This is a genomic window from Heliomicrobium sulfidophilum (assembly GCF_057715735.1).
The window spans coordinates 1,097,783-1,122,991 of sequence record NZ_JBVTZZ010000005.1 but is presented as its reverse complement, the minus strand read 5'-3'; the positions used below and the strand labels follow the sequence as shown (position 1 = coordinate 1,122,991).

The following is a 25,209-nucleotide window of genomic DNA, read 5'->3' as shown; positions in this document are numbered from 1 at the left end:
AATCAGCGGCGTCGCTAAGAACAGTATAAGAGAAGTGCCTGTATTAAAAATAATACGAATCTTAATTCAGGCTTAAATGAGCAGACAAGTTTTCTGTGATGGCGGCTGAAGGGCGCCGGTCAGCGCTAAAAGCGAGATGATCGACTTTCGTTAGCGGATGGCGGACCGGACGGTGCAACAGTCGGTCTTCCCCGACGGCGTTACGGAGACGATCAACTTCGGCAGCGCGGCATATTCCCTTGACGAGAAGACCCAACAGCAGCCGATGGGCGATCAGATGATCGACGTTGCGGAAATGAAAAAAATGCCGGCAACGAGGAACCGGCGGTGACGATGAGCGAGGTGGTTGACAACATGACGACGACGGAGATGACGCTGACAATGATACCCTGCGCATTTGACGAACGGATCGACCGACGCAACACCAACTGCCTGAAATGGGACAACCTCCAGGAGGTTTTCGGTAAGGACGACCTGCTCCCCTTCTGGGTGGCCGACATGGACTTCCCCTCGCCTCCGGCGGTGATCGAGGTCCTGAAGGAAAAGGCCGCCCACCGGGTCTATGGCTACCATGTCCGCAGCGAGGCCTTCTTCCAATCGGTTGTCGAATGGTTTGGCCGTCGCCACGGCTGGCCCATTGAGCGCGACTGGGTCGCCCTGGCGCCTGGCGTGGTGCCGTCGATCAGTCTGGCGATTCAGGCATTCACGGCACCTGGCGACGGCGTGGTCATCCAGTCGCCCGTCTACCCGCCCTTTTTCCGCTGTGTCCAGGAAAACGGCCGCCGGCTGGTGGAAAACCCGCTCCGCCAGGTGGACGTCCGCTACGAGATGGACTTCGACGACCTGGAGGCAAAGTTGGACAGTGGCGTCAAGATGCTCGTCCTGTGCAGTCCCCACAACCCGGTGGGGCGCGTCTGGACCGAGGCGGAACTGTGCCGTCTTCACGAGATCTGCCGGGAGCGGGACATCATCGTCCTCTCTGACGAGATCCATTGCGACCTTATCTTCCAGGGACACTGCCACATCCCCTTTGCAGCCCTGGGGCCGGATGCGGCAGCCCGCACAGTCACCTGTGTGGCGCCCAGCAAGACTTTCAATATCGCCGGACTGAACACTTCCTTCGTGATTATCTCCGATGACCGGTTGCGAAAGCGGTTTCGGCAGCACCTGCTCGCCCTCAGCCTCGGCGAAGGGAACCTCTTCGGCGTGGCGGCGGCCGAGGCAGCCTACCGGCATGGCGACACATGGCTGGATGAACTGCTGCCCTACCTGGAGGCCAATGCGGACTTTTTGATGCGCTTTGTGGAAGAGCGGCTGCCTGAACTCAAGGTCTTTAAACCCGAGGGGACTTATCTGGGCTGGCTTGACTGCCGCGGGCTGGGGTTGCCGCCGGCCGAACTGAGACGCTTTTTCGTGGAGAAAGCGAAGGTGGGAATGAACGACGGCCTCACCTTCGGCCGGCCCGGCGCCGGGTTCGCCCGCATCAACTTCGGCTGCCCCCGAGCGCTTTTGGCGGAGGGACTCGAACGGATCGAGGCCGCCTTGCGAGACAGGGAATGACATTGCAAAAAGCGTGAAGCGCAATAAGGCTAGGCCGAACAAAGGACGACGGTAAGAGGCTAAGCAATATCCGAAAAAAGAACTGCCAAAGAGGGGCGGGCGATCCCGGTCTCTTTGGCAGTCGTCATTCTATGTGCGGACATCAATCTTGCCCGTTTCACAAACGAGCCCTGGTCGCGCTTAGCAGCAGCAGCCGCTCCGCCGGTACGCGCCATGGTGGGTGGGACCGACGTAACCGTTAAGGGGGAAGCCGAGACGGATCGCCTCGGTGATGAACTTCTTCGCCGTCTGAATGGCTTCGCGGACCGATTCGCCTTTGGCCAGGCCGGCGGCGATGGCGGCCGAGTAGGTGCAGCCGGCGCCATGGGTGTAGGTGGTGGTGAACCGCTCCGACTCAAGGATCTCGAAGGACTGACCATCATAGAGCAAGTCGATGGCCGTCTCACCGGCCAGCTTGCCGCCGCCTTTGACCAGGACATAGGCGACGCCGAGCTTGTGGATGGCTTCCGCGGCTTCCTTCATGTCATCGAGCGTCTTGATCGGGGCATGGCCGCTTAGCTGGGCCGCCTCGAAGAGGTTCGGCGTGACGACGGTGGCCCGGGGGACGAGGACATCGCGCAGGCTGACCAGGTTGTCTGGCTGCATCACCTCGTCGGTGCCTTTGCAGACCATGACCGGGTCGACGACGACGTTTTTCAGGTTATTCCGGTCGATGGCGCGGGCGGCTACTTCGACAATCTCGGGGGTGCCGAGCATCCCCGTCTTCATCGCTTCGACGCCGATGGAGAGGATTGTATCTAACTGGGCTTCCAAGGTCTCAATGGCGATGGGGAAGACCTTGTGGGACCAGTCTTTCGGATCCATGGAGACGATGGTGGTGATGGCCGTCATGCCGTAGACGCCCAACTCTTGGAAGGTCTTCAGATCGGCCTGGATGCCGGCGCCGCCGCTGCTGTCCGAACCGGCAATGGTTAGCGCCTTGGGAATCGTCATGGGTTGCTCCTCCTCGTTGTCAGCCGTTGATCGACTGTATCGTTGCTATGGTTTGTATCCCGAGTGTCGCGGAAGAAGATGCGCTTGCCGGCAGACGGAGGGTTTCTAGCGGCTGCTTCTCGCAACCCCTTGAGCCCCCTGGCTGGTTTCAGCGGTGTCGCTGGGAAGATACCCTCTTTCTGCGACAGGCGGAAAGTCTTCCTCAATTATAGCAACCCTTCCAGCGATCGCAAGCCTTCCCCATTCGTCCGCCCAAGATACGATCTGACAGGGCCGCTTTTTATTGAAAGGAAAACGGTGCTCCCTGCGTTTTCACTCTTTGGGCGCGTCTCCGGTTATGATAAACTACATTTTGTAGAAGAATAACAATTAACAAGAAAATCCATTTGACGGATTTCTTTTGAGAAAGGTGAGCGCTGTGGAAGGCAAAACACTCCCGCCGAATTTTATCAAAAGCATCATCCTTGAGGATATAGATTCGGGTCGCGTCAACGAGGTCGTCACCCGCTTCCCACCGGAACCGAATGGCTACCTGCACATCGGCCACGCCAAATCGATCTGCCTCAACTTCGAGTTGGCTGACGAGTTCAAGGGCCGCACCCACCTGCGCTTTGACGACACGAACCCGCTGAAGGAAGATACGGAGTATGTCGAGTCGATCAAAGAAGACGTGCGTTGGCTCGGCTTCGACTGGGAGAAGCTCTTTTTCGCCTCTGATTATTTTGACGAGATGTACAACCGGGCCGTTATCTTGATCAAAAAGGGCAAGGCCTATGTGGACGACCTGTCAGCCGAGGAGATTCGCCAGATGCGGGGCACCCTGACCGAGCCGGGCAAGGAGAGCCCCCATCGCGATCGGAGCGTCGAGGAGAACCTGGACCTCTTCGAGCGGATGCGCAAGGGCGAGTTCAAAGACGGCGAGAAGGTGTTGCGGGCCAAGATCGACATGGCCTCGCCCAACATCAACATGCGCGATCCCGTCCTCTACCGCATCGCCCACGCCAGCCACCACAACACGGGCGACAAATGGTGCATCTACCCCATGTACGACTTCGCCCATCCCCTCGAGGACGCCGTCGAGGGCGTGACCCACTCCATCTGCACCCTCGAGTTTGAGGACCACCGCCCCCTCTATGACTGGGTCATCGAGGAATGCGAGATGGAATGCCGCCCCCGCCAGTACGAGTTCGCCCGCCTGAACCTGACGAACACGGTCATGAGCAAGCGTTGGCTGAAAAAACTCGTCGATGAGGCCATCGTCGACGGTTGGGACGACCCGCGCATGCCCACCATCTCGGGCCTGCGCCGGCGCGGCTACACCCCCGAGGCGATCCGTGCCTTCGCCCGCGAGATCGGTGTCGCCAAGGCCAACAGCACTGTCGACTCGAAGATGCTCGAACACTTCATCCGTGAGGATTTAAAGCTCAAAGCCCCCCGGACGATGGCCGTCCTGCGCCCTCTGAAGGTGGTCATCACCAACTACCCCGAAGGCCAGGTCGAGATGCTGGAGGCGGAAAACAACGCCGAAAACCCGGAGATGGGCCTCCGCCAGATCCCCTTCTCCCGGGAGATCTACATCGAGCAGGACGACTTCATGGAGAACCCGCCGAGCAAGTACTTCCGCCTCTTCCCTGGCAACGAGGTACGGCTGAAACATGCCTACTTCATCAAGTGCCACGATATGGTCAAAGACGCCGAGGGCAGGATCGTGGAACTGCATTGCACCTACGACCCGGCCACGAAGAGCGGCTCCGGCTTCGAGGGCCGCAAGGTGAAAGGAACGATCCATTGGGTGGAGGCCACTCAGGCGCTGCCGGCCGAGTTCCGCCTCTACGAACCGCTGATTATGGACGAGACGGCGGGCGAAGACAAGCCCTTCCTGGAGCGGATCAACCCCAACTCTATCGAGGTCTTGCAAGGATGCGTGGAGCCCAACATGGCTGAGGCCAAGGGGCAAGACAAGTTCCAGTTCTTCCGCCACGGTTACTTCAACGTCGATCCGAAGCAGACGACAGGCGACAAAAAGGTCTTCAACCACATCGTCTCGCTGAAGAGTTCCTTCCAGCTTCCGAAGTAGTTGCATAAAGTGTACGCCACCACCTGAGGGATATTTTCTACAAAGGGTGGTGGTTTTTTTCTAGGTGAAGACCTGGCGCACATCAATGTATCGGGGTGGAGAGCCGTGGGAAAATATCTTTATCGAATGGCGGACAACTCTGACGTCGCCGGCCTGGTTGAACTGGAAGCATTGCTGTTAGAGGAGATCATTCAGAGAACCCATATCGCCCACTTTCAAATCGATCAGGCGGAAATCCAACGAAACATTGAACAGTTCATTGAGACGCAGAAGATGTGGTTTATTATCGCCGTTGATGACGGCGGCGATAATGGCGCCGACGACGCCCGCAACGACAGGCTGTGCGTCGGCTTCATCGGGTTGACCGAGGCCCATGCCCTCTATACCCATGGGAAATACGGGATCATCACCGAGTTTTATGTACGGAACGCTTACAGGGACAAAGGCGTCGGCAACCACCTGCTTCGGCAGGCTCTGGAGTTTGCACAAATACGGGAGTGGAAGCGGTTTGAGGTGACTACGCCACCCTTGCCGGAATTTGAAAACAGCCTGCGCTTTTATACGAAGAACGGTTTCAGTATCACTGGGGGGAGAAAGCTGAAGGTCGACATCGGCTGAATGTATGGGCGATATGGCAGATACAGGCTATGTTGCTTCCCACTTGTCAGGCTCTTGCCCTCATGTCTCGAAGGTCATGGAAAAAAGATAAACCCGATAATATCAACCGAGGTGATTCCTATGGAAAAAGCGGCTACAAAGGGAAGATACGAACTTGCCACTTTCGCTGGCGGCTGTTTCTGGTGCATGGTAACGCCCTTCGAGGAGATGGACGGGATCATCCGCGTCGTCTCCGGCTACACCGGCGGGAAGACGGAAAACCCCACCTATGAGGAGGTCTGTTCCGACCGGACCGGCCACTATGAAGCGGTTCAGATCACCTTTGACCCGGCCGTCTTTCCCTACGAAAAACTGCTGGACATCTACTGGCAGCAGGTCGACCCGACCGACCCCGGCGGGCAGTTTCACGACCGGGGGTCCTCCTACCGGACGGCCATTTTCGTCCATAGCGAGGAACAGCGAGAAAAAGCAGAGGCCTCCAAGCGAGTGCTCGAAGCGAAGGGCGTCTTCGACAAGCCCGTCGTGACGCCTATCCTCCCGGCAGGCCCCTTTTATCCGGCAGAGGAGTACCACCAGAACTATCATAAGAAAAACCCCGTTCGCTATGGCCTGTACCGGCTCGGGTCGGGACGGGACGCCTTTATCGCCCGCCATTGGAAGAAGAAAGAACAGGAAAAGACCCAATCGGCAAAAGTCCAAACTGCAAAAGGCCAACCGGCAAAAGACAAGCTGGCCAAGGACCGCTCAGACCTGCACGGACGGCTCACCCCCATGCAGTATGAGGTGACCCAGAACAACGGCACCGAGCCGCCCTTTCGCAACGAGTTCTGGGACAACAAGCGCGAGGGCATTTACGTCGATGTCGTATCCGGCGAACCCTTGTTCAGTTCCTTGGACAAGTTTGACTCTGGCTGCGGCTGGCCCAGTTTCACCCGGCCGCTCCAAGAAGAGAACATTGAGGAGAAAACAGACACCAGCCACGGCATGGTCCGCACAGAGGTGCGCAGCCGCAACGCCGACTCCCATCTCGGCCATGTCTTTGATGACGGGCCGGGGCCTGCTGGGCTTCGCTACTGCATCAACTCAGCCGCGCTGCGCTTCATCCCGAAGGAGGACTTGGAGAAAGAGGGTTACGGCGAGTACCGGCGGTTGTTTGCGGAAGGGAAATAACATAGGAAGATGAAGGCGATCCGTTATGGCTTTTCAGCCTTGCTCGCCGCTGCCGCGCTCTTTCTCATCGCCTGCCAGCCTGTCCAAGAGACCATCCCGGCCGTCTACGCCAAACGAAACGCCAACCGCGGCTTTGAAGGCGTCAGCATCACCCCCGACGGCAAGTGGATCTTCGCCGTCATCCAGAACCCGCCCATGAACCCGGACAAGGAGACCCGCAAGTCCCGCGTCTACCGGATCCTTAAGCTGGATGCGGCCACCGGCAAAGCGGTCGGCGAGTTCGCCTACCTGGCCGATCTGCGCCGGGCGACGAATGTCTTGGGGCGCTTGCTTCGGTTTTGTTGACCGTAGCCTGCCGAACAGAGTCTTGCCGAAGGTTATTCCGGCATAGTACCATGAATCTGGACAGTTGCCCTGTTCTGTGAACCCATGCACAGCAGGGACAGGCAAGTTAAGTGGGATAATCGAAGAGAACGAGGGTTGTTATGATCATCGCCAATTTTGAAGTCACCGGCATGGACCGGATAGCAAAATGGATAGAGAGAAACCGGATCAAAGCCATCGATGAACTCGCCTTGAAACAGGTGCTGAACACGCTCAATATCGCCTTCACCTTAGAGGGGATCGATCGGGTGCAGAGCACCCTGATTTGCGAATTGAAGGACTCCTATGTGCAGCAAAGCCAGCGGTACGTCGCCATGGATGCCGATGCCTACCGGCTGCCCCAACTGGACGGGGAGGACCGACGCAAGACCGAGGCGATCACCCAAAAGGCCTTCCAGCTATACGCGAAAATGTCCCAACTTAAGGATCCGAACGCCAAGGGAAGGCCGAAAGCGGAAAACTACCTCTACGGCATACCGATCGAAGACGCCCGCTACATCCTGCCCCTTTCGACGAAGACCAACGTCAGCGTCGCCATGTCGGGCGATAAGTTGATCGACCTCTTCCGGCTGCTCAGCGACAAGAAGTACGGCGCCATGTTCGATGAGATCCGCAGCGAGCTGTCGGCGCTCCTGCCGGACGGGCTGACGGACCTGCTCCCGGTTGAGTATGACAGTGACGCCGGACGAGAAGCCATTCAAGATTTTCACTTGGAAGATCTCGAAAAGATCGACACCGTAAACAACCTGGTTTTGCTGAGCCGTTTCACCGACCTGGACATGAAGGTCGGCTTCGGCGCCTTGACGAGCACCTCGAAGAACACGCCCTCCCGGGAGATCGCCCGCTTCGGCCCGGAGGCGGCAAAAAAGGCCAAGGATGTGACGGAGCGCGTTCTCGGCTACGGCCATGAGAGCATCGCCGAACAGGCCAGAACGACCTTTGGCATGATGTGCAGTCTCGTCACCTATCATCAACAACTGCGGCACCGGCTCAGTCAGAATTACCGGGAGGATCTGGCCGAGTTGATCCGCGATGCCGCCAGACCCGTCAAAGTCCCGGACACGATCCGGCATTCACCTTTTTATACGGAATTTATGGAACTCGTCGAGGAGTGCAAGCAGTGGCGCCAGGTCATCGCCCAAAAATACGGCGTAGAGAAGGCCTTTTCCTTGCTGCTCAACTGCGACCAAATCAAGCTGATCATCGCCACCAACGCCAGGATCGACATCGGGATGCTCTCAGACCGCACCTGCATGAACGCCCAGTGGGAGATCCGCGAACTAGCGATCAAAAAGCTGAAGGTGCTGCGCTCTTTATCGCCGGTGCTTTACGAACGGGCGCTCCCCTCCTGTGTACTCGGCAAGTGCAGGGAGGGGAAGCTGAGCTGCGGACGGCAGGCGGAAGTGCGGGAACGGTTTCTCGCCAACTAAAGTTGTGACCCTGAAAAGAGAGGTCTCCCGACGAAGGGGACACCTCTCTTTTTGCTTATCGACATAAGAATCAAACGACCATTCTTGTGATTGCGTATGTTTTCATCTATCATGAAAACATAGGCTAATCGGAAAAAAACAAAGGGAGATAAGCAAGAGGAAACAAACAGGCGAAACAAACAAGGAGGAAGACAAGACATGGGTCTACGCAACGAACGGCTATACTTCATCGACAACCTACGCGTGTTCATCATCTATCTGGTCATCGCCCTACATACCGCCATGGGCTATATGACGAACGCCCCGGAATGGTGGTATGTAGTCGATGTCCAGCGCAGCCTCGCCTTCAACATCTTCGTGCTGATCGTCGATGTCTTCATCATGCCGGCCATGTTTTTCTTTGCCGGCTACTTTGCCATGCCGTCACTGGTCCGGAGCGGGATCGTCGGCTTTATTGGGGACAAGCTGCGCCGGATCGTGCTGCCCTGGATCATAGGGGCGTTGTTCCTGGCGCCGCCGATCAGCTACATGATCTTATTCAGCCGGAGTCCCCAGGCCCCTGACTACATCGACTTCTGGTTCAATAAGTTCTTCGGCCCCTACTACCAGCAGGCCCACTATTGGTTCTTGGGTGTGCTGGCGCTTTTTTTCTTGCTCCTCACACTGGCGTACCGGTGGAAGCCGGAAGCTTTCGAGCCGGAGATCATGGCGAGAAAACCGGCCATCGGGCTCTTCGCCATCTTCGCCATGGCGACCACGGCGGCCTTTATCCTAGGGAACCTCTTCTATCCGGCCGACGCCTGGGTGAACGCCGGATATATCTTCATGATCCAACCGGTGCGTGTGGTGATGTACGCCCTCTATTTTCTTTTCGGCGTCTACGGCTGGAAGCAGGCTTGGTTCACGGCAGGAGGATATCAGCCAAGTCTCGTCGGTTGGGGCCTCTTCGGCGTCGCTTCCTGCCTCCTCTTCATTATCTACCGGATCAACTTCCTCGCGCCGGCGGACCTGGCTCAGAAGGCAGGTCACGGCGCTGTCCACGCCCTCTTCAGCATGGCGGCGCTCTTCGCCCTGATCGCCTTGTTCCAACGCTTCGTCGACAGCGGCGCCTGGCTCTGGCGCCGTCTTGCCAATCACTCCTACGGCATCTACTATTTGCACCAACTCGTGCTGCTGCCCCTGGCCTACCTGCTGAAGGGCGTTGTTATCTCGCCGTGGCTGAAGTTCAGCATCGTCTCCGTAAGCACGATGACGATCTGCTTTTTCGTTCTTGAAATCGCGAAAAAGGTTGGAGGCCGGAGGAACCGGCGGGGCGCTGTGCAGTGGCGCGAAGAGACGGAACGGGCGTTGATCCGGTAAAATGTTCAGCGTGACGTTCCGGTGATGGGAAGCCCATAGAAGCCACAATAAACCGCACTACCCATAGGCGCTCCTTTCGATGTAAAGCACAAAGTCACAGGAGGTGGTCATCTTATGTTCAACAAGATCGTCCTCGGCGGCCAGGCGATCGTCACCGGCCGGGGCTCCATCGGCTATCTCGGGACCTTGCTGGCGAAGAAGGCCTTCATCGTCACCGGGGGCCGGTCCATGTTTGCCAACGGAACCATCGAGAAGATCGAAACGATGCTCCGTGAAAAAGGATGCGAGACCCTTGTCCACGGCGGCGTCGGCGCGAACCCGGACACGGCGGCGGTGGAAGCGGGGGTGCGGCAGATGCGGGACTTCGGCCCTGACCTGCTCGTCGCGGTCGGCGGCGGCTCTCCCCTCGACGCGGCCAAGGCGATGGCCCTTTTCTACGAATACCCGGAACTCAACTTTGCCAACGTCCTAAGCAGGGAACTGCCGGAGCGGCGGCAGAAGATCACCTTCGTGGCCGCGCCGTCCACGTCGGGGACGGGCAGCGAGGTGACCAAGGCGGCCGTCATCACCTTCCGGGAGCAGAACCTGAAGATCGGCCTCAAGACGACGGCCATGATCCCCGATGTGGCTATCCTCGATGCTGACCTGACGATGACCATGCCGCCGAACATCGTCGCCGAAACAGGCATGGACGCGTTGACCCATGCTGTCGAGTGCTACATCAACCAGCGTATGGACGCCTTCATGGAACCCTTGGCGCGCGGCGCCGTCGAAGGGATTTTCGCCAACCTGCCGGCGTCTTACCTCGAAAGCTCGCCCGAGAGCCGCGAGAAGATGCACATCTACCAGTGCATGGCCGGCCTGGCATTCAGCCATGTGGGGCTCGGCATGGCCCACGGCATCGCCCATGCCGTCGGCGGGCAGTTCGGCCTCGGCCACGGGTTGATCAACGCCATTGTACTTCCCCAGGCGCTCCGCTTCAACCGCCGCGACGGCGAGGTCAACCACCGGTTGCAGCGGCTGGCCCGCAGCATCGGCGAGACGGACTTTGTCGACGCCGTAGAACGGCTGAACCGTTTGCTCCACATCCCTGCCTCTTTTCAGGAAGCCGGGATGGCAGAGAAGGATTTTGAGACGGGATTTGACGAACTTGTCGACAACGCGATGAAAGGATCGACGCGGGTCAACCCTGTGGCGGTCACCAAAGCGGAGATGGCAGCATTGTTGCGCCGACTCTTCGCCGGTAAAGAATAGCAACAGACCGGCACAGCCCATAGAGGAAATCGCTCGAACGAAGACATATAGTAGGGAAAGGGCTGGGACGAACCGCAACAAAGAACCCAACAAGGAACGGCAACAAGGGACGAGCAACGAGGGACGACGGAGCGTAGAGGGGAGTAATCAGCGGATCGCGGAAGGGTGGAGGGCGGGTATGCGAAAGAGGATAGGCGCTGCCGTCGAAAAGATCACGAGCGCGCCGGCATGGGAGTACCTGATGGGCCTGCTGGCCCTGGTCGCGTCAGCCGCCCTCATCCTCCAGCACTCCGAATTGGGGAGGGATCACGCGGCGGCGCTGCAATGGGTGGATGACACCGTCCTTGTCATCTTTACCGTTGACTATTTTTCCCGCTTCTATGTGGCCGAGAACAAGTGGTCTTTTTTCAAGTCGAACATCATCGAATTGATCGCCATCATCCCTTTTTCATCCTTCTTTCAGTCATTGCGGATCCTTCGCTTGGTCCGGCTGTTTGTGCTCTTTCAGTATGTGGCCCGCCGCTTTGATCGGCACCGGGTGGAAAACGGCGTCACCTACGGCCTGCTCATCTTCATCGCGCTGGTCTGCTCCGGCGCCGGCGGCGTGCTGATGTTTGAAAAAGGGCATAACCCCAACATCAACGACTTCGGGGACGCGCTCTGGTGGTCCCTCGTGACGATCACCACGGTGGGATACGGTGACATCTCACCGGTGACGACGGAAGGGCGCATGCTGGCAGGCTTGCTGATGATCACCGGCATCGGCGTCATTGGCACGGTCACGGCGTCATTATCGGCGCTATTCATCCGGCGGCCGAAAGAACGGGAGGAATCCTTCAGCGATGAAACGCTTCAACTGATCAGCGATCAGTTGAAGCAGTTAGAATCGCTCGATGAGCAGGACTTCGAGAACCTGCAATCGATGCTGCGCAGGGCCTGGAGGAAAAAGCGTGACAAGGCGTTGGGCGCTTGCTATCAAGCGGAGGTCGGCGCATCATCAGCCCTTTCGCAGGAACGGGAACGGGTTGACGAAGGGATGAATGATAAGCGGGGCAAGAACCTGGCAGAATAGAGCAAGCGGGCTTTGAGATAACCAGGCCTAAATAGGTCCAAAAAAGGAAACCCCCAAAATGGAGCCCCCCAAAAAAAAACCCTCACGTTAAACCCCGCAAGCAGCGCACCCGCAGCAGGCGTTGGGGAAAACGCTTCAGCGGGTTGGAAGGAAGGTGCTGAACCCATGGATAACGAGAGCCGGAGGCAGAAAGGTGCTGGAAAGCCTGGAGATTGAGGCGGTGGAACGTCAAAATATGCGGGCCGTCAACGAGTTGTTGCAAGTTTTGGAGGATCACTGGAAGGAAAAGCTGCAGCCCTACGGTGAAAAGGGATATAACGACTAACTTGATCAGCAATAGAACAACGAGACCGCCGTCTTTCCAACCCGTTGGGAAGCGGCGGTTTGCTTTTCTGCTCATCGAGCAGCCCATTTTCACAGAAAGGCAATGAAATAATCTTGTGAAAAGTGATATAATTCACGTGTGCAGAATATTCTATACCCTTTTGTGTTCAAACCGGAACGGAAAGGAGCGCGAGCCGATGATCCGATCACCGATGGATCAAGGGGATGACCGATTCCGCGAAAAGATGCGATTATTGGATGAGGTCGTCGACCGGTACAAAGACAGCCCCGGCCAATTGATCCGCCTTTTGCAGCAAGCGCAGGAGATCTTCGGGTACCTTCCGGAAGCGGTGCAGTGTCATGTGGCCGAACGAATGCAGCTGCCTGTCAGCGAAGTGGCTGGCGTTGTCAGCTTTTACAGCCTCTTTAACCGGCAACAGAAAGGAAAGCACACGGTCAGCGTCTGCATGGGCACGGCTTGTTACGTCAAGGGCGCGCCGGAGGTGCTGGCTGCCATCAAAAAAGAACTGGGCATTGACCTGAAACAGACGACGGCAGACGGGATGTTTACCCTGACCGATACGCGCTGTGTCGGCGCCTGCGGCCTGGCGCCGGCCATCGTCATCGACGGTGAGGTCCATGGCCGCATGAAGGCCGCCGATGTGCCGGCCCTCCTCGCCAGCTACCGGAACCGCGGAGACAAGCAAGATATACATAGTACGGTCGATAGGGAAGGGACGGGAAAGGGCTGCCTATGCGGGAATCATGGAACTTCCTCGGAACCGTCTTCAACACCGGCAAAACCTCCCGTCGTCGCTTCCCCCATTCGCTCCATCGACGACCTAACAGCGGCCCGCCGACGCCATGCCGCCCCTTTCCTCCAACGGCTCTCCAAAGAGCAACTTGTCGAGCTCCCCGAATCCGCTTCTACCGCTGCGCCGTCGACTGCCCCATCGACGACCCCATCGCCAACCCGCCAGTTCCTCGTCTGCGCCGGTACGGGCTGCACCTCCTCACGCAGCGCCGAACTCCGCCAGGCCTTAACAAGCGAACTCTCCCGCTGCGGCCTCGATGGGGAGGCCACTGTCGTCCCCACCGGCTGTTTCGGCTTTTGCGAACTCGGTCCCGTCGTCGTCATCCACCCGGAGCGGGTCTTTTACTGCCAGGTGGCCCCTGATGACGCCCGGGAGATCGTTGAGCGCCACATCGCCAAGGGCGAGATCATCGAGCGCCTGCTCTACAAGCACCCGCCGGAAGGCGCCACCCGCAACACCATCGATGAGAACGAGTTTTTCCATCCCCAGCACCGCGTCGCCTTGCGCAACTGCGGCGTCATCAACCCCGAGGATATCGACGACTACCTGGCCAGCGGCGGCTATGCCGGATTGGCCAAGGCCTTGACGGCGATGACGCCGGCCCGGGTCGTCGACGAGGTGACGAAGTCCGGCTTGCGCGGCCGCGGCGGCGCGGGCTTTTTGACGGGCCGCAAATGGGCCTTCACGGCGGCTGCACCGGAGACGCCCAAGTATGTCGTCTGCAACGCCGACGAGGGTGACCCGGGCGCCTTCATGGACCGCTCCATCCTGGAAGGCGATCCCCACGCCGTCCTGGAAGCAATGGCCATCGCCGGTTACGCCATCGGCGCCCGCCAAGGCTATGTCTACGTCCGCGCCGAGTACCCCATCGCCGTTCACCGCCTCGAGGTGGCTATCGAACAGGCCCGGCAGGCGGGGCTGCTCGGCGATGACATCCTGGGCACGGGTTTTTCCTTTGACATCGACCTGCGCCTCGGCGCCGGCGCTTTCGTCTGCGGTGAGGAGACGGCCCTTTTAAACTCGGTCAGCGGCAAACGGGGCGAACCGCGCTCCCGGCCCCCCTACCCAGCCCTGAGCGGCCTCTGGGGCAAGCCGACGTTGCTCAACAACGTGGAGACTTACGCCAACATCCCCCAGATCATTGTCAACGGCGCCGTTTGGTACGCGGCCATGGGCACTGAGCGCAGCAAGGGGACGAAGATCTTCTCCCTGGCCGGCAAGATCAACAACACGGGCCTCATCGAGGTGCCCATGGGCACGACGTTGCGGACGATCATCTATGACATCGGCGGCGGCATCCCCGGCGGCAAGGCCTTCAAGGCCGTCCAGACCGGCGGCCCCTCTGGGGGCTGCCTGCCGGCCCAGTACCTGGACACCCCCATCGACTATGACAGCCTCATCGCTGTCGGCTCCATGATGGGCTCCGGCGGCCTCATCGTCATGGATGAGTCGGACTGCATGGTCGACATCGCCCGTTTTTACCTGGAGTTCACCCAGGACGAGTCCTGCGGCAAGTGCACCCCCTGCCGCATCGGCACGCGCCGCCTCCTGGAGATCATCACCCGCATCACCGAGGGCAAGGGCGAGCCGGAGGACCTGGAGCGGCTCGAAGAACTGGGCCGCGACATCCGCGAGGCATCCCTCTGCGGCCTCGGTCAGACAGCCCCCAATCCCGTCCTCAGCACCCTGCGCTACTTCCGCCACGAATTTGAGGCCCACATCAACGAAAAACGCTGTCACGCCGGCGTCTGCGCCGCTCTGAAGCCCAAGGGCAAGTACCGCGTCGACGGTGAAAAATGCCGCCGCTGCGGCCTCTGTGTCCGCGCCTGTCCTGTCGAGGCGATCACCGGCGAGGTCCGCAAGACGCCCTTTGTGATTGACGCCGAAATCTGCATCGCCTGCGGCGCCTGCGCCCAGAAGTGCCCGGCCAAATGCATCGCGCGGGAGGGAGAATGATGAAACGCCATCTCGAAGAAGCCCTGCTCCCCCACATGCTGGGCTGGGACCCTGCGGAGGAGCACCCGGAGGAGCATACGAAACCGTCAGCCTTTTTCGGCCCCAAAAAGGTTCGCCTGGAGATTGACGGCCAGACCGTCGAGGCCGAGGTGGGCACGACCGTCCTCGACGCCGCCCGCGAGGCCGGTATCCACATCCCCAGCCTCTGCTACCTGCGGGAGATCAACGAGATCGGCGCCTGCCGCGTCTGCCTCGTCGAGGTGGAGGGCCAGCGGGCGCTGCAAGCCTCCTGCGTCTACCCCGTCGCCGAAGGACTGAAGGTGCGCACCCACAGCCCCCGTGTGCGCAAAGCCCGCCGCCGGGTGGTGGAATTGATCCTCTCGGATCACCAGCGCGAGTGCACCACCTGCATCCGCAACTTGAACTGTGAACTGCAGAACATCGCCGAGGATCTGGGTATCCGCCGCATCGAGACCCAAGGGGAAGCCCGCCAGCAGTCAGTGCAGGACAACAACCCCTCCATCCGGCACGATCCGAACAAGTGTGTCCACTGCCGCCGCTGCGAGAGCATCTGCGCCAAGGTGCAGGAGAACCATGTCATCGCCGCCCAGGAGCGTGGCTTTGACACGATCATCGCCCCGGCCTTCAACGCCGATATGGGCGATGTGGCCTGCATCATGTGCGGCCAGTGCGTCCTCTCCTGCCCCGTCGGCGCTTTGACGGAAAAAGAGGCCATCGACGACGTCTGGAAAGCCCTGGCCGACCCGACCGTCCATGTGGTCGTCCAGGCGGCGCCGTCGATCCAGGTCACCCTCGGCGAGGCCTTCGGCCTGCCCGTCGGGACGAAGGTGACGGGCAAGCTGGTGGCCGCCCTGCGCCGCCTCGGCTTCAACCAGGTCCTGGCGACGGACTTCGCCGCCGACTTGACCATCGTCGAGGAGGCCTATGAGTTCCTGGGCCGATACGAAGAAGGGCGGACGCCCTTTTTCACCTCCTGCTGCCCCGCCTGGATCAAGCTTGTCGAACACTACTTCCCCAAGTACATCCCCAACCTCTCCACCTGCAAGTCGCCCATGGCCATGTTCGGCGCGCTGACGCGGGCTCACTACCATAAGGAACGCAACCTGCCGCCGGAAAAGGTCATCTCGGTCGCCGTCATGCCCTGCACGGCCAAGAAGTACGAAGCCGCCCGGCCCGAGCACGGCGACGGCCAGCGGCCTGATGTGGACTACGTGCTGACGACGCGCGAACTGGTGCGCATGATCCGTGAGGCAGGCATCGACTTTACGCGCCTGCCCGACGAGTCCTTCGATTCTGCCTTCGGCGAGGCCACCGGCGCCGGCGCCATCTTCGGCGCCACCGGCGGGGTGATGGAGGCGACCTTGCGGACGACCAGTTGGGTCCTTTCCCGCGCCGCCGACCCGCGCGGCTTCGACGCAGCGCCGCCGCCCGTCGAGTTCCGGGAGATCCGCGGCGAGACGGGATTGAAGCTGCACCAGGTGAAGCTCGGCGACCACGACATCCATGTGGCCGTCGCCCACGGCACCGGCAACGCCCGCCGCGTCATCGAGGCCTTGGAGGCGGGCGAGAAGATCGACTTCATCGAGGTCATGGCCTGCCCCGGCGGTTGTGTCGGCGGCGGCGGCCAGCCGATCTTAGGCGGCCGGGACCACAAAAAGATCTCCCTCGACTACCGCCATGACCGGGCCGACGCCCTCTATGACATCGACAGCCACAAGAGCCTGCGCTACAGCCACGAGAACCCGACGGTGCGCCGCCTCTACCGGGAGATCCTCGGCCAGCCGGGGAGCGAACTGGCGAAGAAGCTCTTGCACACCCACGGGTACCAGGTGCGCAGAAAGTAGGTAATGCAACAGAAATACTAATCGGCTATACTCAACCAAAACTGGTTTTTAAGAAGGTTTACGGCATACACGTATCGAAAAAGTGTATGCCGTTTTTTATTGATTAAATTATCAACCCATACACGGGAGTGTAGAAGTAGATGAGGACTAGTTTTGCACAATCAGCCGGAAGACATTTGGTTGACTCGCGAATCCTATTCCAAGCGCATCGCTGGGACAACGCAGTATACCATGCTGGTTATGTTGCGGAATGTGCCTTGAAGGTTCTTGTGCAATATTATTTCCGAAGCGAAGATGCAGCAAGAAGATATAGTCATCGTCTTTCTGATTTGCAAGCTCTCGGTTTCGAGCAACTACGAATTATGTTTCCTGAAGTTGAGTTGCTGTTGCCGAATTCTCGCACGCAAGGCACAGTGTTGGAACAAAATCATCCCGAACGGCGTTACGCCTGCTCCGAGCTTTGGAATCAGGACGAAGCGAAGGATGCCGTGGAACGTGCCGCTATGATTTATGAAGAGATAGTGCCAGGCTTAATATTGGATGGCAGGATACCGATTGAGGAGTTGTGACAATGAACATTACATTTGGCCAGACTCTTAATTTGGCGAAAAATTGCATTGCTACTCAGCAAACGCTAGTTACGCTGTTAGAATCGGCGACATTAATTCGTGACGTACATGGAAAAATTAGCGTTTTTTTAGAACCTAAAAATAATGGATTTGTAAATCAGGATGAGTATAATCCTCGAAAAGGTCAGATTCCACAGGAGGAAATAGACACCTTAAATAAAGAACTTAAAGCACTAGTAGGTGGTTATTTCTCAGGTAATATTTGGCTGCCGACAGGAAAGGCAGAGGGTCATGCCGCTCTTGTCAAATTGATTCGGAGAGAACGGGTACAGCTTCTATCGACGGAAGAGGTTGAAGCGGATACCGGTAATGATGAAGATTTAACTGGGGCTATTTTAGACACGCAGAGGGGGGAAGCTACTCCTTTCTGGTACTTGCTTGAGCGACATATAGCAAAAAAGATGTGGATGAGCGGGGGAGAAGGCAATCTTCCATGGAATATAGATTACTCTGAAGGAAGTAATTCTAAGCCGCCTGTTATCGCTTTTTATTCCTTTAAAGGTGGTGTAGGTCGGACGACTGCGTTGGCAGCAGTTGCGTTGACGCTTGCTCGTAATGGTCATAAGGTAGCTATGGTGGATATGGACATTGAGGCCCCCGGACTTACTACCCTGTTTTTTCCTGATGAAGCAGGGCGTATGGGCGTACTGGATGATTTAATTGAAAGAGCAATAAGACCTAATTGGAAGATTCGCGAACATATCCTACGAATTAACGACCCCGATCTCCTTGGAGAGAGTGGAGGAAGTTTACAGCTAATTCCTGCTGGAACTGTTGATGAAAACTATTTGGAAAAATTAGCCCGAATTGACTCTCAACATTTGATCGAAACAGAGTTGGATAAACGGATTAATAAAATGCTTGTGGAACTATATGGCGATGCTCGCCCTGACTTTATTCTCCTTGACGCTAGGGCCGGGTTTCATGATATTGGCGGGTTGACTGTAGCTAGTCTGTCGCATGGGGCAGTATTATTTGGAACCCATTCGAGGCAGACTTGGGCTGGGTTGACCCAAGTTATCCGAAGATTAGCAAGACCATTGTTGAAACAGGAGGATGCCCAACTTCCTGTGGTATTGGTTCATGCGATGGCGCCGAAGGGCATAACAGATAAGGAACAAGAAGAAATCCAGGAATTTAGGGAAGTAGCCTACGATGTTTTTACAAAAAATTATTATTCGAGCACACAAACAGTGCCGAATCCATCGCAGAGAGAACCGGATACGGAATTACCCTCTGATCCTGCCAGGATCCCGTGGAACCAAGATTTGCTAGGAGATATAGTCCTTTACCCCAGGAAGGATACGCAGGCTGAGAAGGAACGTATTAAAGTTTTGGTTAAGCTAATGACAGCAGAACCGTATCATGAATTAGCTGAGCGCATATGTCGCCTGTTTGGAAAAAAGCTTAAGCGGGATCGGGGGTGATGGGTTGGAAAGCACTGAAAAAAGGCGCCTATTAGAATCAATGATACAAATAGGTGGTATTGGAGAACTAGAAAACGGCGACGAGGTTCACATGATGAAAGGCTTTTTACCGTTGCCGAATCATCGAAAAGTTTTGGATCCAGACATATTGCTAGTTTTGGGTGGACGGGGGACAGGCAAAACCGAATTGTCTAAAATATTAGCCCTTGAATACGGTCCCGTCGCATTGGCAGAATCAACGGATAGTAGGGTGCTCACGGATATTCGAAATTCGATCTGGGTTACTGGTTTTCGTAGCCCGCAAACAGGAGACAAACAGTCTCCGCTTCCAGACAGTCTTTCAATTAATGCAGAGCCTAGTGATTGGCGTGCCTTTTGGTTGGGGTTGATGCTAAGCGCTATTCTACGCCGCCAGAAAGAACAACCCTCTAGTGCCAAAATGCTCGGTTCATGGGATGATAAAGTTCCGGAGCAGATTAGAGAACTATTAACATATAGAATTTCACGTGTCTCCGTCTGGTTACCGATCGTTAGGGAGGAATTTGAGTTCCTTCATGAGATGTTGGATCAACTAGATGAGTATTTAAACAATGCAGAAAAGTGGTTGTTCATCACCTATGATGAATTAGATCGCATTGCATCAAGTTATGCGGGGCTTGCTGCGCCGATTCGGGTCTTATTGTCCTTTTGGTTGGATCGTTGGCGACGGTGGCTGCGGATTCGTCCTAAAATTTTTTTGCGAACAGATCTATTTCGCGAAGATTTTCTGAACTTTCCTGATGCCTCAAAACTAAAATCTTATCAGACACAGTTAGAGTGGACAACGCTGTCGCTATACCGCCTTTTTGTTAAACGTTTGGTTAACTGGTCGACAGATACTAACCAAGCAAAAATAATATTAAAAAAGTATCTGGAAAACATACCGGAACTGTTTGAAAAGGAGCATGTTCGATACTTCGGAAAGTTTCCTGTAACAGATGAACAACCATACCAAGAACTGATGAAAAAAATGATCGGTGAGTACATGGGCAATGATCCGAGGAGAGGATACACTTTTCGCTGGGTTCCCAATCACTTGCAAGACGCGGACGGACGCATTTCCCCGAGATCTTTTCTAAATCTTTTCTCCTTTGCAGCGGAACGTAGGCATGAAATTTTGGAAAACGCGGACGTTGAATGTCTGCCGGATTCTAGATTGTTGCATCCTTCTGATTTGCAAGGTGCAATCATGAAGGTATCTGAACGACGAATCGATGAGTTGTACGAGGGTTACCCATGGTTGAGCCATTTAAGAAGAAGTTTGAGAGGTTTACGGGTTCCTATTGATAAAGAGGGTTTTATCTCTAGATTAGAAAAAACAAAATGGGGAAATAAGAACATTAAGCCACCGGTAAATGAACCTGAACAAATCTTGGAGTATCTCATGCGGATTGGGATCATAGAAAAACGGACAGACGGAAGAATTAATGTTCCAGAAATATATCTGCATGGCTTTGGTCTCAAGCGTCACGGAGGTATTAAGAGACCAAAATAATATAAGTTACCGAAAAATACTAAAAAGGGATAACCCCAATAGTATTTGAATACGACCCCCAATAGTACCCAGGCTGGGTGCGCCAATACGAAATAAAAAGTGATATGCCTTGGTGGCTTTTTCTGCTATACTAATCTTACCCATTTCGTGACAATGAAGTCCTTTGCGGCTCCTTTCGGGGCCGCGAGGGGCTTTTTTTGTAACGACATCCACCTGACGGCCAACGAGGTCATCGCCGTCCACGTTCAAGAAGATTGAAGAGGGCACAGCTTCTATGCTATCCTCGTGGTAATATGGGCTTGAAAGCGGTGTAATCCGATGGGTGATTCATTCGGCAACAAAAAACGGCTGCGGACGCTGCTCTTTTTCATCGGGCTGGTGCTCCTCACGGTCTATATCGCCGGTTGCAGCGGTCCGGCCGGCCAGCGGGGCGCGGCTGTGAACGGTTCCAACCCAAGCGGCGTCGGCGCTGCGCAAAGCGCGCCAACGGGCGCCACACAGGACGTAGCTTCTAGCGCTGTCCCCGGTTCTTCGACGGGCGCGCCAACGTCGTCAGGCGGGAACCACACTGGCGGCCAAGGGGCTGCGGCGGGAGCGTCAGACCGGCTTCATCAGGCCGGCGAGCCGATCGTCATCCTCATGTATCACCACTTCACCGAACGGGGCCTCTGGCGAAACAATGACGCCGTCGTCTACATCGATGATTTTGAGGCCCAGATGGAGCATCTGCACCGGGAAGGCTACCATGTCGTTCCCTTGCAGCGCATCTGGGATTACATCCAGAAGGGAACGCCGCTGCCCAACCGGCCGGTGGCGATCACCTTTGACGACGGCTATGAATCGAACTACACCCTCGCCTACCCCATCTTGAAAAAATACGGCTACCCCTTCACCCTCTTTCCGGTGGCCGGGTGGCTGCTGGAGGAAAATCCGCCGCACAGTTTTGACCCGGCCAAGGGAGACCTGCTCGACTGGCGCCAGATCGACGAGATGGTCGCCAGCGGGCTCTGTGACGTGCAATCGCACACCTTCGACCTCCATGACAAGGTGGACGGCCGCTCTTTGCTGGTAGCGCCGCGGGTGAAGGCGGATACAGGACAGATGGAGACGCCGGAAGAGACGCGCAACCGCATCAAGGAAGACCTGCAGATGGCCAAGGCGACGATCGAAAACCGCTACGGCCGCCCTGTTTACGCGCTGGCCTACCCCTACGGCGAGTACGATGGACAGGTGATGGAGATCATGGACGAACTGGGCCACGGCTTGGGCCTCTGTATGGGGCGTGCGCAGCACAAGGACAACCTGAAAGCCGTCATCCGCCTGGGCGTCATTCAGCGAGACGGTTTGGAAGGCTTTGCTCGGAACCTGAACCGGTGGTCCTGGACGCCGCCGAAGGGGAACCGATAGTAGCAGATTGAATAGAAGCAGATTGTTGAATAGCGGCGATAAGGAGGGTGAGAAAAGTCGCCTGCCGGGCAATCGCCTCTGCCGCGCGAAAGAAAGAAAATGGGGCTAACCGCAGCAGCGGTCAGCCCCATTGGCTATAGTCGAGGGTGTCCTTTTGGAACCAGGCGACAGACAGGCTCGGCCGTCCCGTGTGGTCGGCCGGGTTTCGGGTGAGCAGGTGATCGGGAAATGGCCGTTCGCCGAGGAAGAGCTTCGTCTTGAGCGGGTCGGCGCAGTAGAAGGTGATGCCCCGCAGATCGTCGAGAACCGGCTTGAAGACGCCGAGATGGGGGTCTTCGACGCCATCGATCACGATCGAGGCGCCTTCACTGTCTTTGTGGACGCTGAAGCGGAGGAAGTTGTTGACCTGGTTGTAGCGCAGCAGCCGGGACGTGCGCGCCACCAGGACGACACCGTCGTGGTGAAGCTGGGCGATGCGGCGGAGCGGCGCCAGCGATTCATCGGGGAAGGCGTTGTAGAGGTCGGCAGGGCCGCCTAGGTGTTGGGCGACGGAACAGAAGCCCCCTTCGTCGACAAGGGCGCGCAGATGCTCTTCCGTCAACTGCCGATTTAGATTGTAGGGACTCCAAAGATACTCCGGGGTGGCCCGGAAGAGGCGGCGAGCACAGGAAAAGCGGTGAAAACCCCAGACGCGCTGCCCGTCACCCAGGGTGATCGGGTAGAGCAGGTCAGGGCGGCTGAAGACATATTCCCGGGACGACGAGGCGGAATGCCAGACAAAGCGGATCCCATAGGGGATCAGTACGTCCGTATGGTAATAGGGGGATGCAGGGTCGTCGCCCCCCTCATAGGTTCGCTTGATGCCATCAGACAGGTTTTGCACGTTGGCGCTGTTGCCGTGGTTGATCCAGACGGTAAACTTGAAGCCTTGATCATTCCATTTGCGGACGCTGGCTAAGGCGACCTGGCGCGTAAAAGTGGTCACGTTCGTGTTCTGACGGTTAAAATCACCGTAGGTGTGCACACTGTCGATCCAACCGCAGCGAACATACTTGGCGATCCAATCGGCAGCGTATTCCTGCTGCACGTTCATCTGGCGCCAATAACTCATCTGATCAGGGATCTTGTTGCCGAAGCGGTCGATAACGCCCTCCCAGTCAGAGTCGACAACCATCCAGCAGGAGTCGGCAATATCGAGGGCGAGGGCTTGTCCCGTCTCCGTCTCCAGATCCGAGTTCAGAAACTGGTGGATCCGGTTGAATTCCTTCGGCGACGTGCCGTCAATGTCCGAGGTGATGGAGAGGCTGGCCCGGTAGGGATAGGGATGGCGGCGGAGGATGATATCGGTCGCGACTTCGACGGAACGCGGCGTCCAGGGCAAAGCAGGCCGCTGGGAGGAAAAGAGGCCCTCATCTCCCCGGCTTTTCCAGAGGGCCAGGCCGGCCAATCCCGCCGCCCCGGCGGCGCCAGCGGCCAGGAAGGCCCGTCGATTCATGTTTTTGTGCCAATTCAACATCCTTGTCCCCTTGATGAAGTCGTCCGATCCGTTTCATACTGTACCGGGATCCCGCACTAAAGCACGCGAAATCCGTCTTTCTTATGTAAGGGTAACGAAGGACGAACCGACTGTCAAGGGATGGAGATGCCGGCCGGAAACGATGGCGGGAACGATACCGAAAACGAAGCCAGAACGAGCCAGGAACAAAGTCCAATCATGAAGGCAGAGGACCCAGTGAAGGTCAATAACGAAGTCCAGGGTTTTTTCAGGAGGAGGAAAATCAGTGCTTCCGTTACCCCCACCTTTTATTAACCGCATGACAGATCTTCTCCCGGCGTCGGAAGGGAACGCCTTTTTTGAAAGCTATGAGCGTGGACCGGCCCAGGGCCTTCGACTCAATCCGCTCAAGCTCAGCCGGGAGGAATTTTTGGCGATCATGCCTTTTCGTCTCGACCCTGTCGCCTGGTGTCCCACCGGGTTTTATGTGGACGGGGAAGAGCGGCCCGGCAAACATCCCTTTCACGCCGCCGGGCTTTACTACATCCAGGAGCCGAGCGCCATGGCGGTCGTCGAAGCCCTCGACCCGCAGCCGGGAGAGCGGGTGCTTGATCTCTGCGCCGCGCCGGGCGGCAAGGCGACCCAGATCGCCGGGCGCCTGGCCGGGCGTGGGCTGCTCGTGGCCAACGAGATCCATCCCAAGCGGGTGAAAGCGCTGTCCGAGAACCTGGAACGCTGGGGCGCCCGCAACATCCTCGTCACCCAGGAGAGCCCCGAAGGGCTGGCAGGGCGGTTCATCGCCGATTTTGACCGGATCGTCGTGGACGCCCCCTGCTCCGGCGAGGGGATGTTTCGCAAGCTGCCCGAGGCGATGGACGACTGGTCCGAGGATAAGGTGCTCCGGTGCGCTGCCATGCAACGGGAGATCCTCCCGCTGGCCGCCCGGATGCTCCGGCCGGGCGGGGTACTCGTCTATTCCACCTGCACCTTTGCGCCAGAGGAGAATGAGCGGCAGATCGAGGCTTTTTTGCGCGACCACCGGGATTTCGAACGGGAGTCGTTCCCGGCGATGGAGCATTTTACGACAGGGTATCTGGAAAAAACGGCTCGCCTCTGGCCCCACCGCTTGCGCGGCGAGGGTCATTTCATCGCCCGCTTGCGCAAAAGGGGCGGAAGCGTCGGCGAGAGGGTGAAGGTCGGAGCGGAGGTTAGCACGGATGAAAGGGCTGTCGAGGGGGTTACGGAATATCGACGACAACATGCGGCATCAAGGACGCAAGGAAACCGCAATGAAGGGCGCCACAGTGAAGGATACCGCAAAGAAGCTCGCCGGGGCGAAAGGCAGCGCGGCAGGGGAACGCACATCGACAAGACGGCCGTTCCCGATGCGGCCCGCGCTCTCTTTGAACGTTTTTGCGCCGAGTCGCTTCGATTCGTCCCCGAGGGGCGTCTGGCCCTTTTCGGCGACGCCTTATACGTCCAGGCGGAGGGCCTTCCTTCGCTCGACGGCATCAAAGTAGCCCGGGCGGGCTGGCATTTGGGCACGGTCAAAGCGGGGCGCTTCGAGCCGTCCCATGCCCTCGCGCTGGCCCTTCGCCAAGACGAGTGGCGCCGCAGCATCGAACTCGATCCCGATGGCGGCGATGTCCTCCGCTACCTGCGCGGTGAAAGCCTGAGCGCCGGCGGCGGCGAGGCAGGCTGGACTGTGGTGACTGCCGGCGGTTTTCCCCTTGGCTGGGCAAAGACCTCCGGCGGCCAGTGCAAAAACCACTACCCGAAAGGGTTGCGCTGGCTCGGCTGACGAAGATCATATTCACAAGAAAAAAATATCACTTATCAC

Annotated in this window: 20 protein-coding genes and 1 pseudogene; 19 read left to right on the top strand and 2 right to left on the bottom strand. The window is 57.5% G+C overall.

The features are described 5' to 3' along the window. The first annotated feature begins 172 nt into the window (after window positions 1–172). On the top strand, window positions 173–331 hold the full coding sequence (locus AC0CW1_RS11030; RefSeq protein ID WP_488183100.1) for a hypothetical protein: 159 nt from the start codon (window positions 173–175) through the stop codon (window positions 329–331). A 2-nt stretch (window positions 332–333) separates the two neighbouring features. Next, the gene (locus AC0CW1_RS11025) at window positions 334–1,560 is read left to right on the top strand and encodes a MalY/PatB family protein (protein WP_488184140.1); all 1,227 of its coding nucleotides are present in this window, start codon (window positions 334–336) and stop codon (window positions 1,558–1,560) included. A gap of 180 nt (window positions 1,561–1,740) precedes the next feature. Here the strand turns inward: AC0CW1_RS11025 and pdxK are convergent, their stop codons facing one another. Then, window positions 1,741–2,553 (bottom strand): pyridoxine/pyridoxal/pyridoxamine kinase, encoded by an 813-nt coding sequence (pdxK, locus tag AC0CW1_RS11020; RefSeq protein WP_488183099.1) that lies wholly within the window; start codon window positions 2,551–2,553, stop codon window positions 1,741–1,743. Window positions 2,554–2,962: 409 nt separating this feature from the next. Between pdxK and AC0CW1_RS11015 the strand changes: the two genes are divergently transcribed. From AC0CW1_RS11015 to AC0CW1_RS10940, 16 genes and pseudogenes are all read left to right on the top strand, one after another. Then, complete coding sequence (locus AC0CW1_RS11015; protein WP_488184139.1) at window positions 2,963–4,630, top strand: glutamine--tRNA ligase/YqeY domain fusion protein; 1,668 nt, start codon at window positions 2,963–2,965, stop codon at window positions 4,628–4,630. A gap of 105 nt (window positions 4,631–4,735) precedes the next feature. Continuing rightward, a complete protein-coding gene (locus AC0CW1_RS11010; protein ID WP_488183098.1) occupies window positions 4,736–5,248 on the top strand; it encodes a GNAT family N-acetyltransferase in 513 nt (170 codons plus the stop codon). A 120-nt stretch (window positions 5,249–5,368) separates the two neighbouring features. Further along, a complete protein-coding gene (gene msrB / locus AC0CW1_RS11005; protein WP_488183097.1) occupies window positions 5,369–6,418 on the top strand; it encodes a peptide-methionine (R)-S-oxide reductase MsrB in 1,050 nt (349 codons plus the stop codon). Between the two features lie 9 nt (window positions 6,419–6,427). Next, window positions 6,428–6,763, top strand: coding sequence for an esterase-like activity of phytase family protein (locus tag AC0CW1_RS11000; RefSeq protein WP_488183096.1), 336 nt, complete (start codon window positions 6,428–6,430; stop codon window positions 6,761–6,763). 140 nt (window positions 6,764–6,903) lie between these two features. Continuing rightward, window positions 6,904–8,232, top strand: coding sequence for an FAD-dependent thymidylate synthase (locus tag AC0CW1_RS10995; RefSeq protein ID WP_488183095.1), 1,329 nt, complete (start codon window positions 6,904–6,906; stop codon window positions 8,230–8,232). 198 nt (window positions 8,233–8,430) lie between these two features. Next, entirely contained in the window at window positions 8,431–9,591 is a 1,161-nt protein-coding gene (locus AC0CW1_RS10990) for an acyltransferase family protein (protein WP_488183094.1), read from the top strand. A gap of 114 nt (window positions 9,592–9,705) precedes the next feature. Continuing rightward, a complete protein-coding gene (locus tag AC0CW1_RS10985; RefSeq protein WP_488183093.1) occupies window positions 9,706–10,845 on the top strand; it encodes an iron-containing alcohol dehydrogenase in 1,140 nt (379 codons plus the stop codon). 178 nt (window positions 10,846–11,023) lie between these two features. Then, entirely contained in the window at window positions 11,024–11,917 is an 894-nt protein-coding gene (locus tag AC0CW1_RS10980; RefSeq protein ID WP_488183092.1) for an ion transporter, read from the top strand. 193 nt (window positions 11,918–12,110) lie between these two features. Beyond that, a complete protein-coding gene (locus AC0CW1_RS10975; protein ID WP_488183091.1) occupies window positions 12,111–12,242 on the top strand; it encodes a hypothetical protein in 132 nt (43 codons plus the stop codon). Between the two features lie 196 nt (window positions 12,243–12,438). Next, window positions 12,439–12,915 (top strand): annotated as a pseudogene (locus AC0CW1_RS10970) (NADH-quinone oxidoreductase subunit NuoE family protein); the annotation flags it as partial. A gap of 159 nt (window positions 12,916–13,074) precedes the next feature. Beyond that, the gene (nuoF, locus tag AC0CW1_RS10965) at window positions 13,075–15,012 is read left to right on the top strand and encodes an NADH-quinone oxidoreductase subunit NuoF (protein ID WP_488184138.1); all 1,938 of its coding nucleotides are present in this window, start codon (window positions 13,075–13,077) and stop codon (window positions 15,010–15,012) included. Next, on the top strand, window positions 15,009–16,877 hold the full coding sequence (locus AC0CW1_RS10960; RefSeq protein WP_488183090.1) for an NADH-dependent [FeFe] hydrogenase, group A6: 1,869 nt from the start codon (window positions 15,009–15,011) through the stop codon (window positions 16,875–16,877). The genes nuoF and AC0CW1_RS10960 overlap by 4 nt, the downstream gene beginning before the upstream one ends. 140 nt (window positions 16,878–17,017) lie before the next feature. Beyond that, window positions 17,018–17,446 carry a HEPN domain-containing protein gene (locus tag AC0CW1_RS10955; RefSeq protein ID WP_488183089.1) on the top strand — a complete coding sequence of 143 codons (429 nt, stop codon included), beginning with the start codon at window positions 17,018–17,020 and terminating at the stop codon, window positions 17,444–17,446. A 2-nt stretch (window positions 17,447–17,448) separates the two neighbouring features. Continuing rightward, entirely contained in the window at window positions 17,449–18,933 is a 1,485-nt protein-coding gene (locus tag AC0CW1_RS10950) for a KGGVGR-motif variant AAA ATPase (protein ID WP_488183088.1), read from the top strand. 4 nt (window positions 18,934–18,937) lie between these two features. Then, window positions 18,938–20,467, top strand: a complete 1,530-nt coding sequence (locus AC0CW1_RS10945) for a P-loop ATPase, Sll1717 family (RefSeq protein WP_488183087.1) — start codon at window positions 18,938–18,940, stop codon at window positions 20,465–20,467. A 318-nt stretch (window positions 20,468–20,785) separates the two neighbouring features. Beyond that, window positions 20,786–21,874, top strand: a complete 1,089-nt coding sequence (locus tag AC0CW1_RS10940) for a polysaccharide deacetylase family protein (protein WP_488183086.1) — start codon at window positions 20,786–20,788, stop codon at window positions 21,872–21,874. Window positions 21,875–21,995: 121 nt separating this feature from the next. Here the strand turns inward: AC0CW1_RS10940 and AC0CW1_RS10935 are convergent, their stop codons facing one another. Then, window positions 21,996–23,387 (bottom strand): hypothetical protein, encoded by a 1,392-nt coding sequence (locus AC0CW1_RS10935; RefSeq protein ID WP_488183085.1) that lies wholly within the window; start codon window positions 23,385–23,387, stop codon window positions 21,996–21,998. 268 nt (window positions 23,388–23,655) lie between these two features. Here AC0CW1_RS10935 and AC0CW1_RS10930 point away from each other — a divergent pair, with 268 nt between their 5' ends. After that, complete coding sequence (locus AC0CW1_RS10930; RefSeq protein ID WP_488183084.1) at window positions 23,656–25,170, top strand: RsmB/NOP family class I SAM-dependent RNA methyltransferase; 1,515 nt, start codon at window positions 23,656–23,658, stop codon at window positions 25,168–25,170. Window positions 25,171–25,209 lie beyond the last annotated feature (39 nt).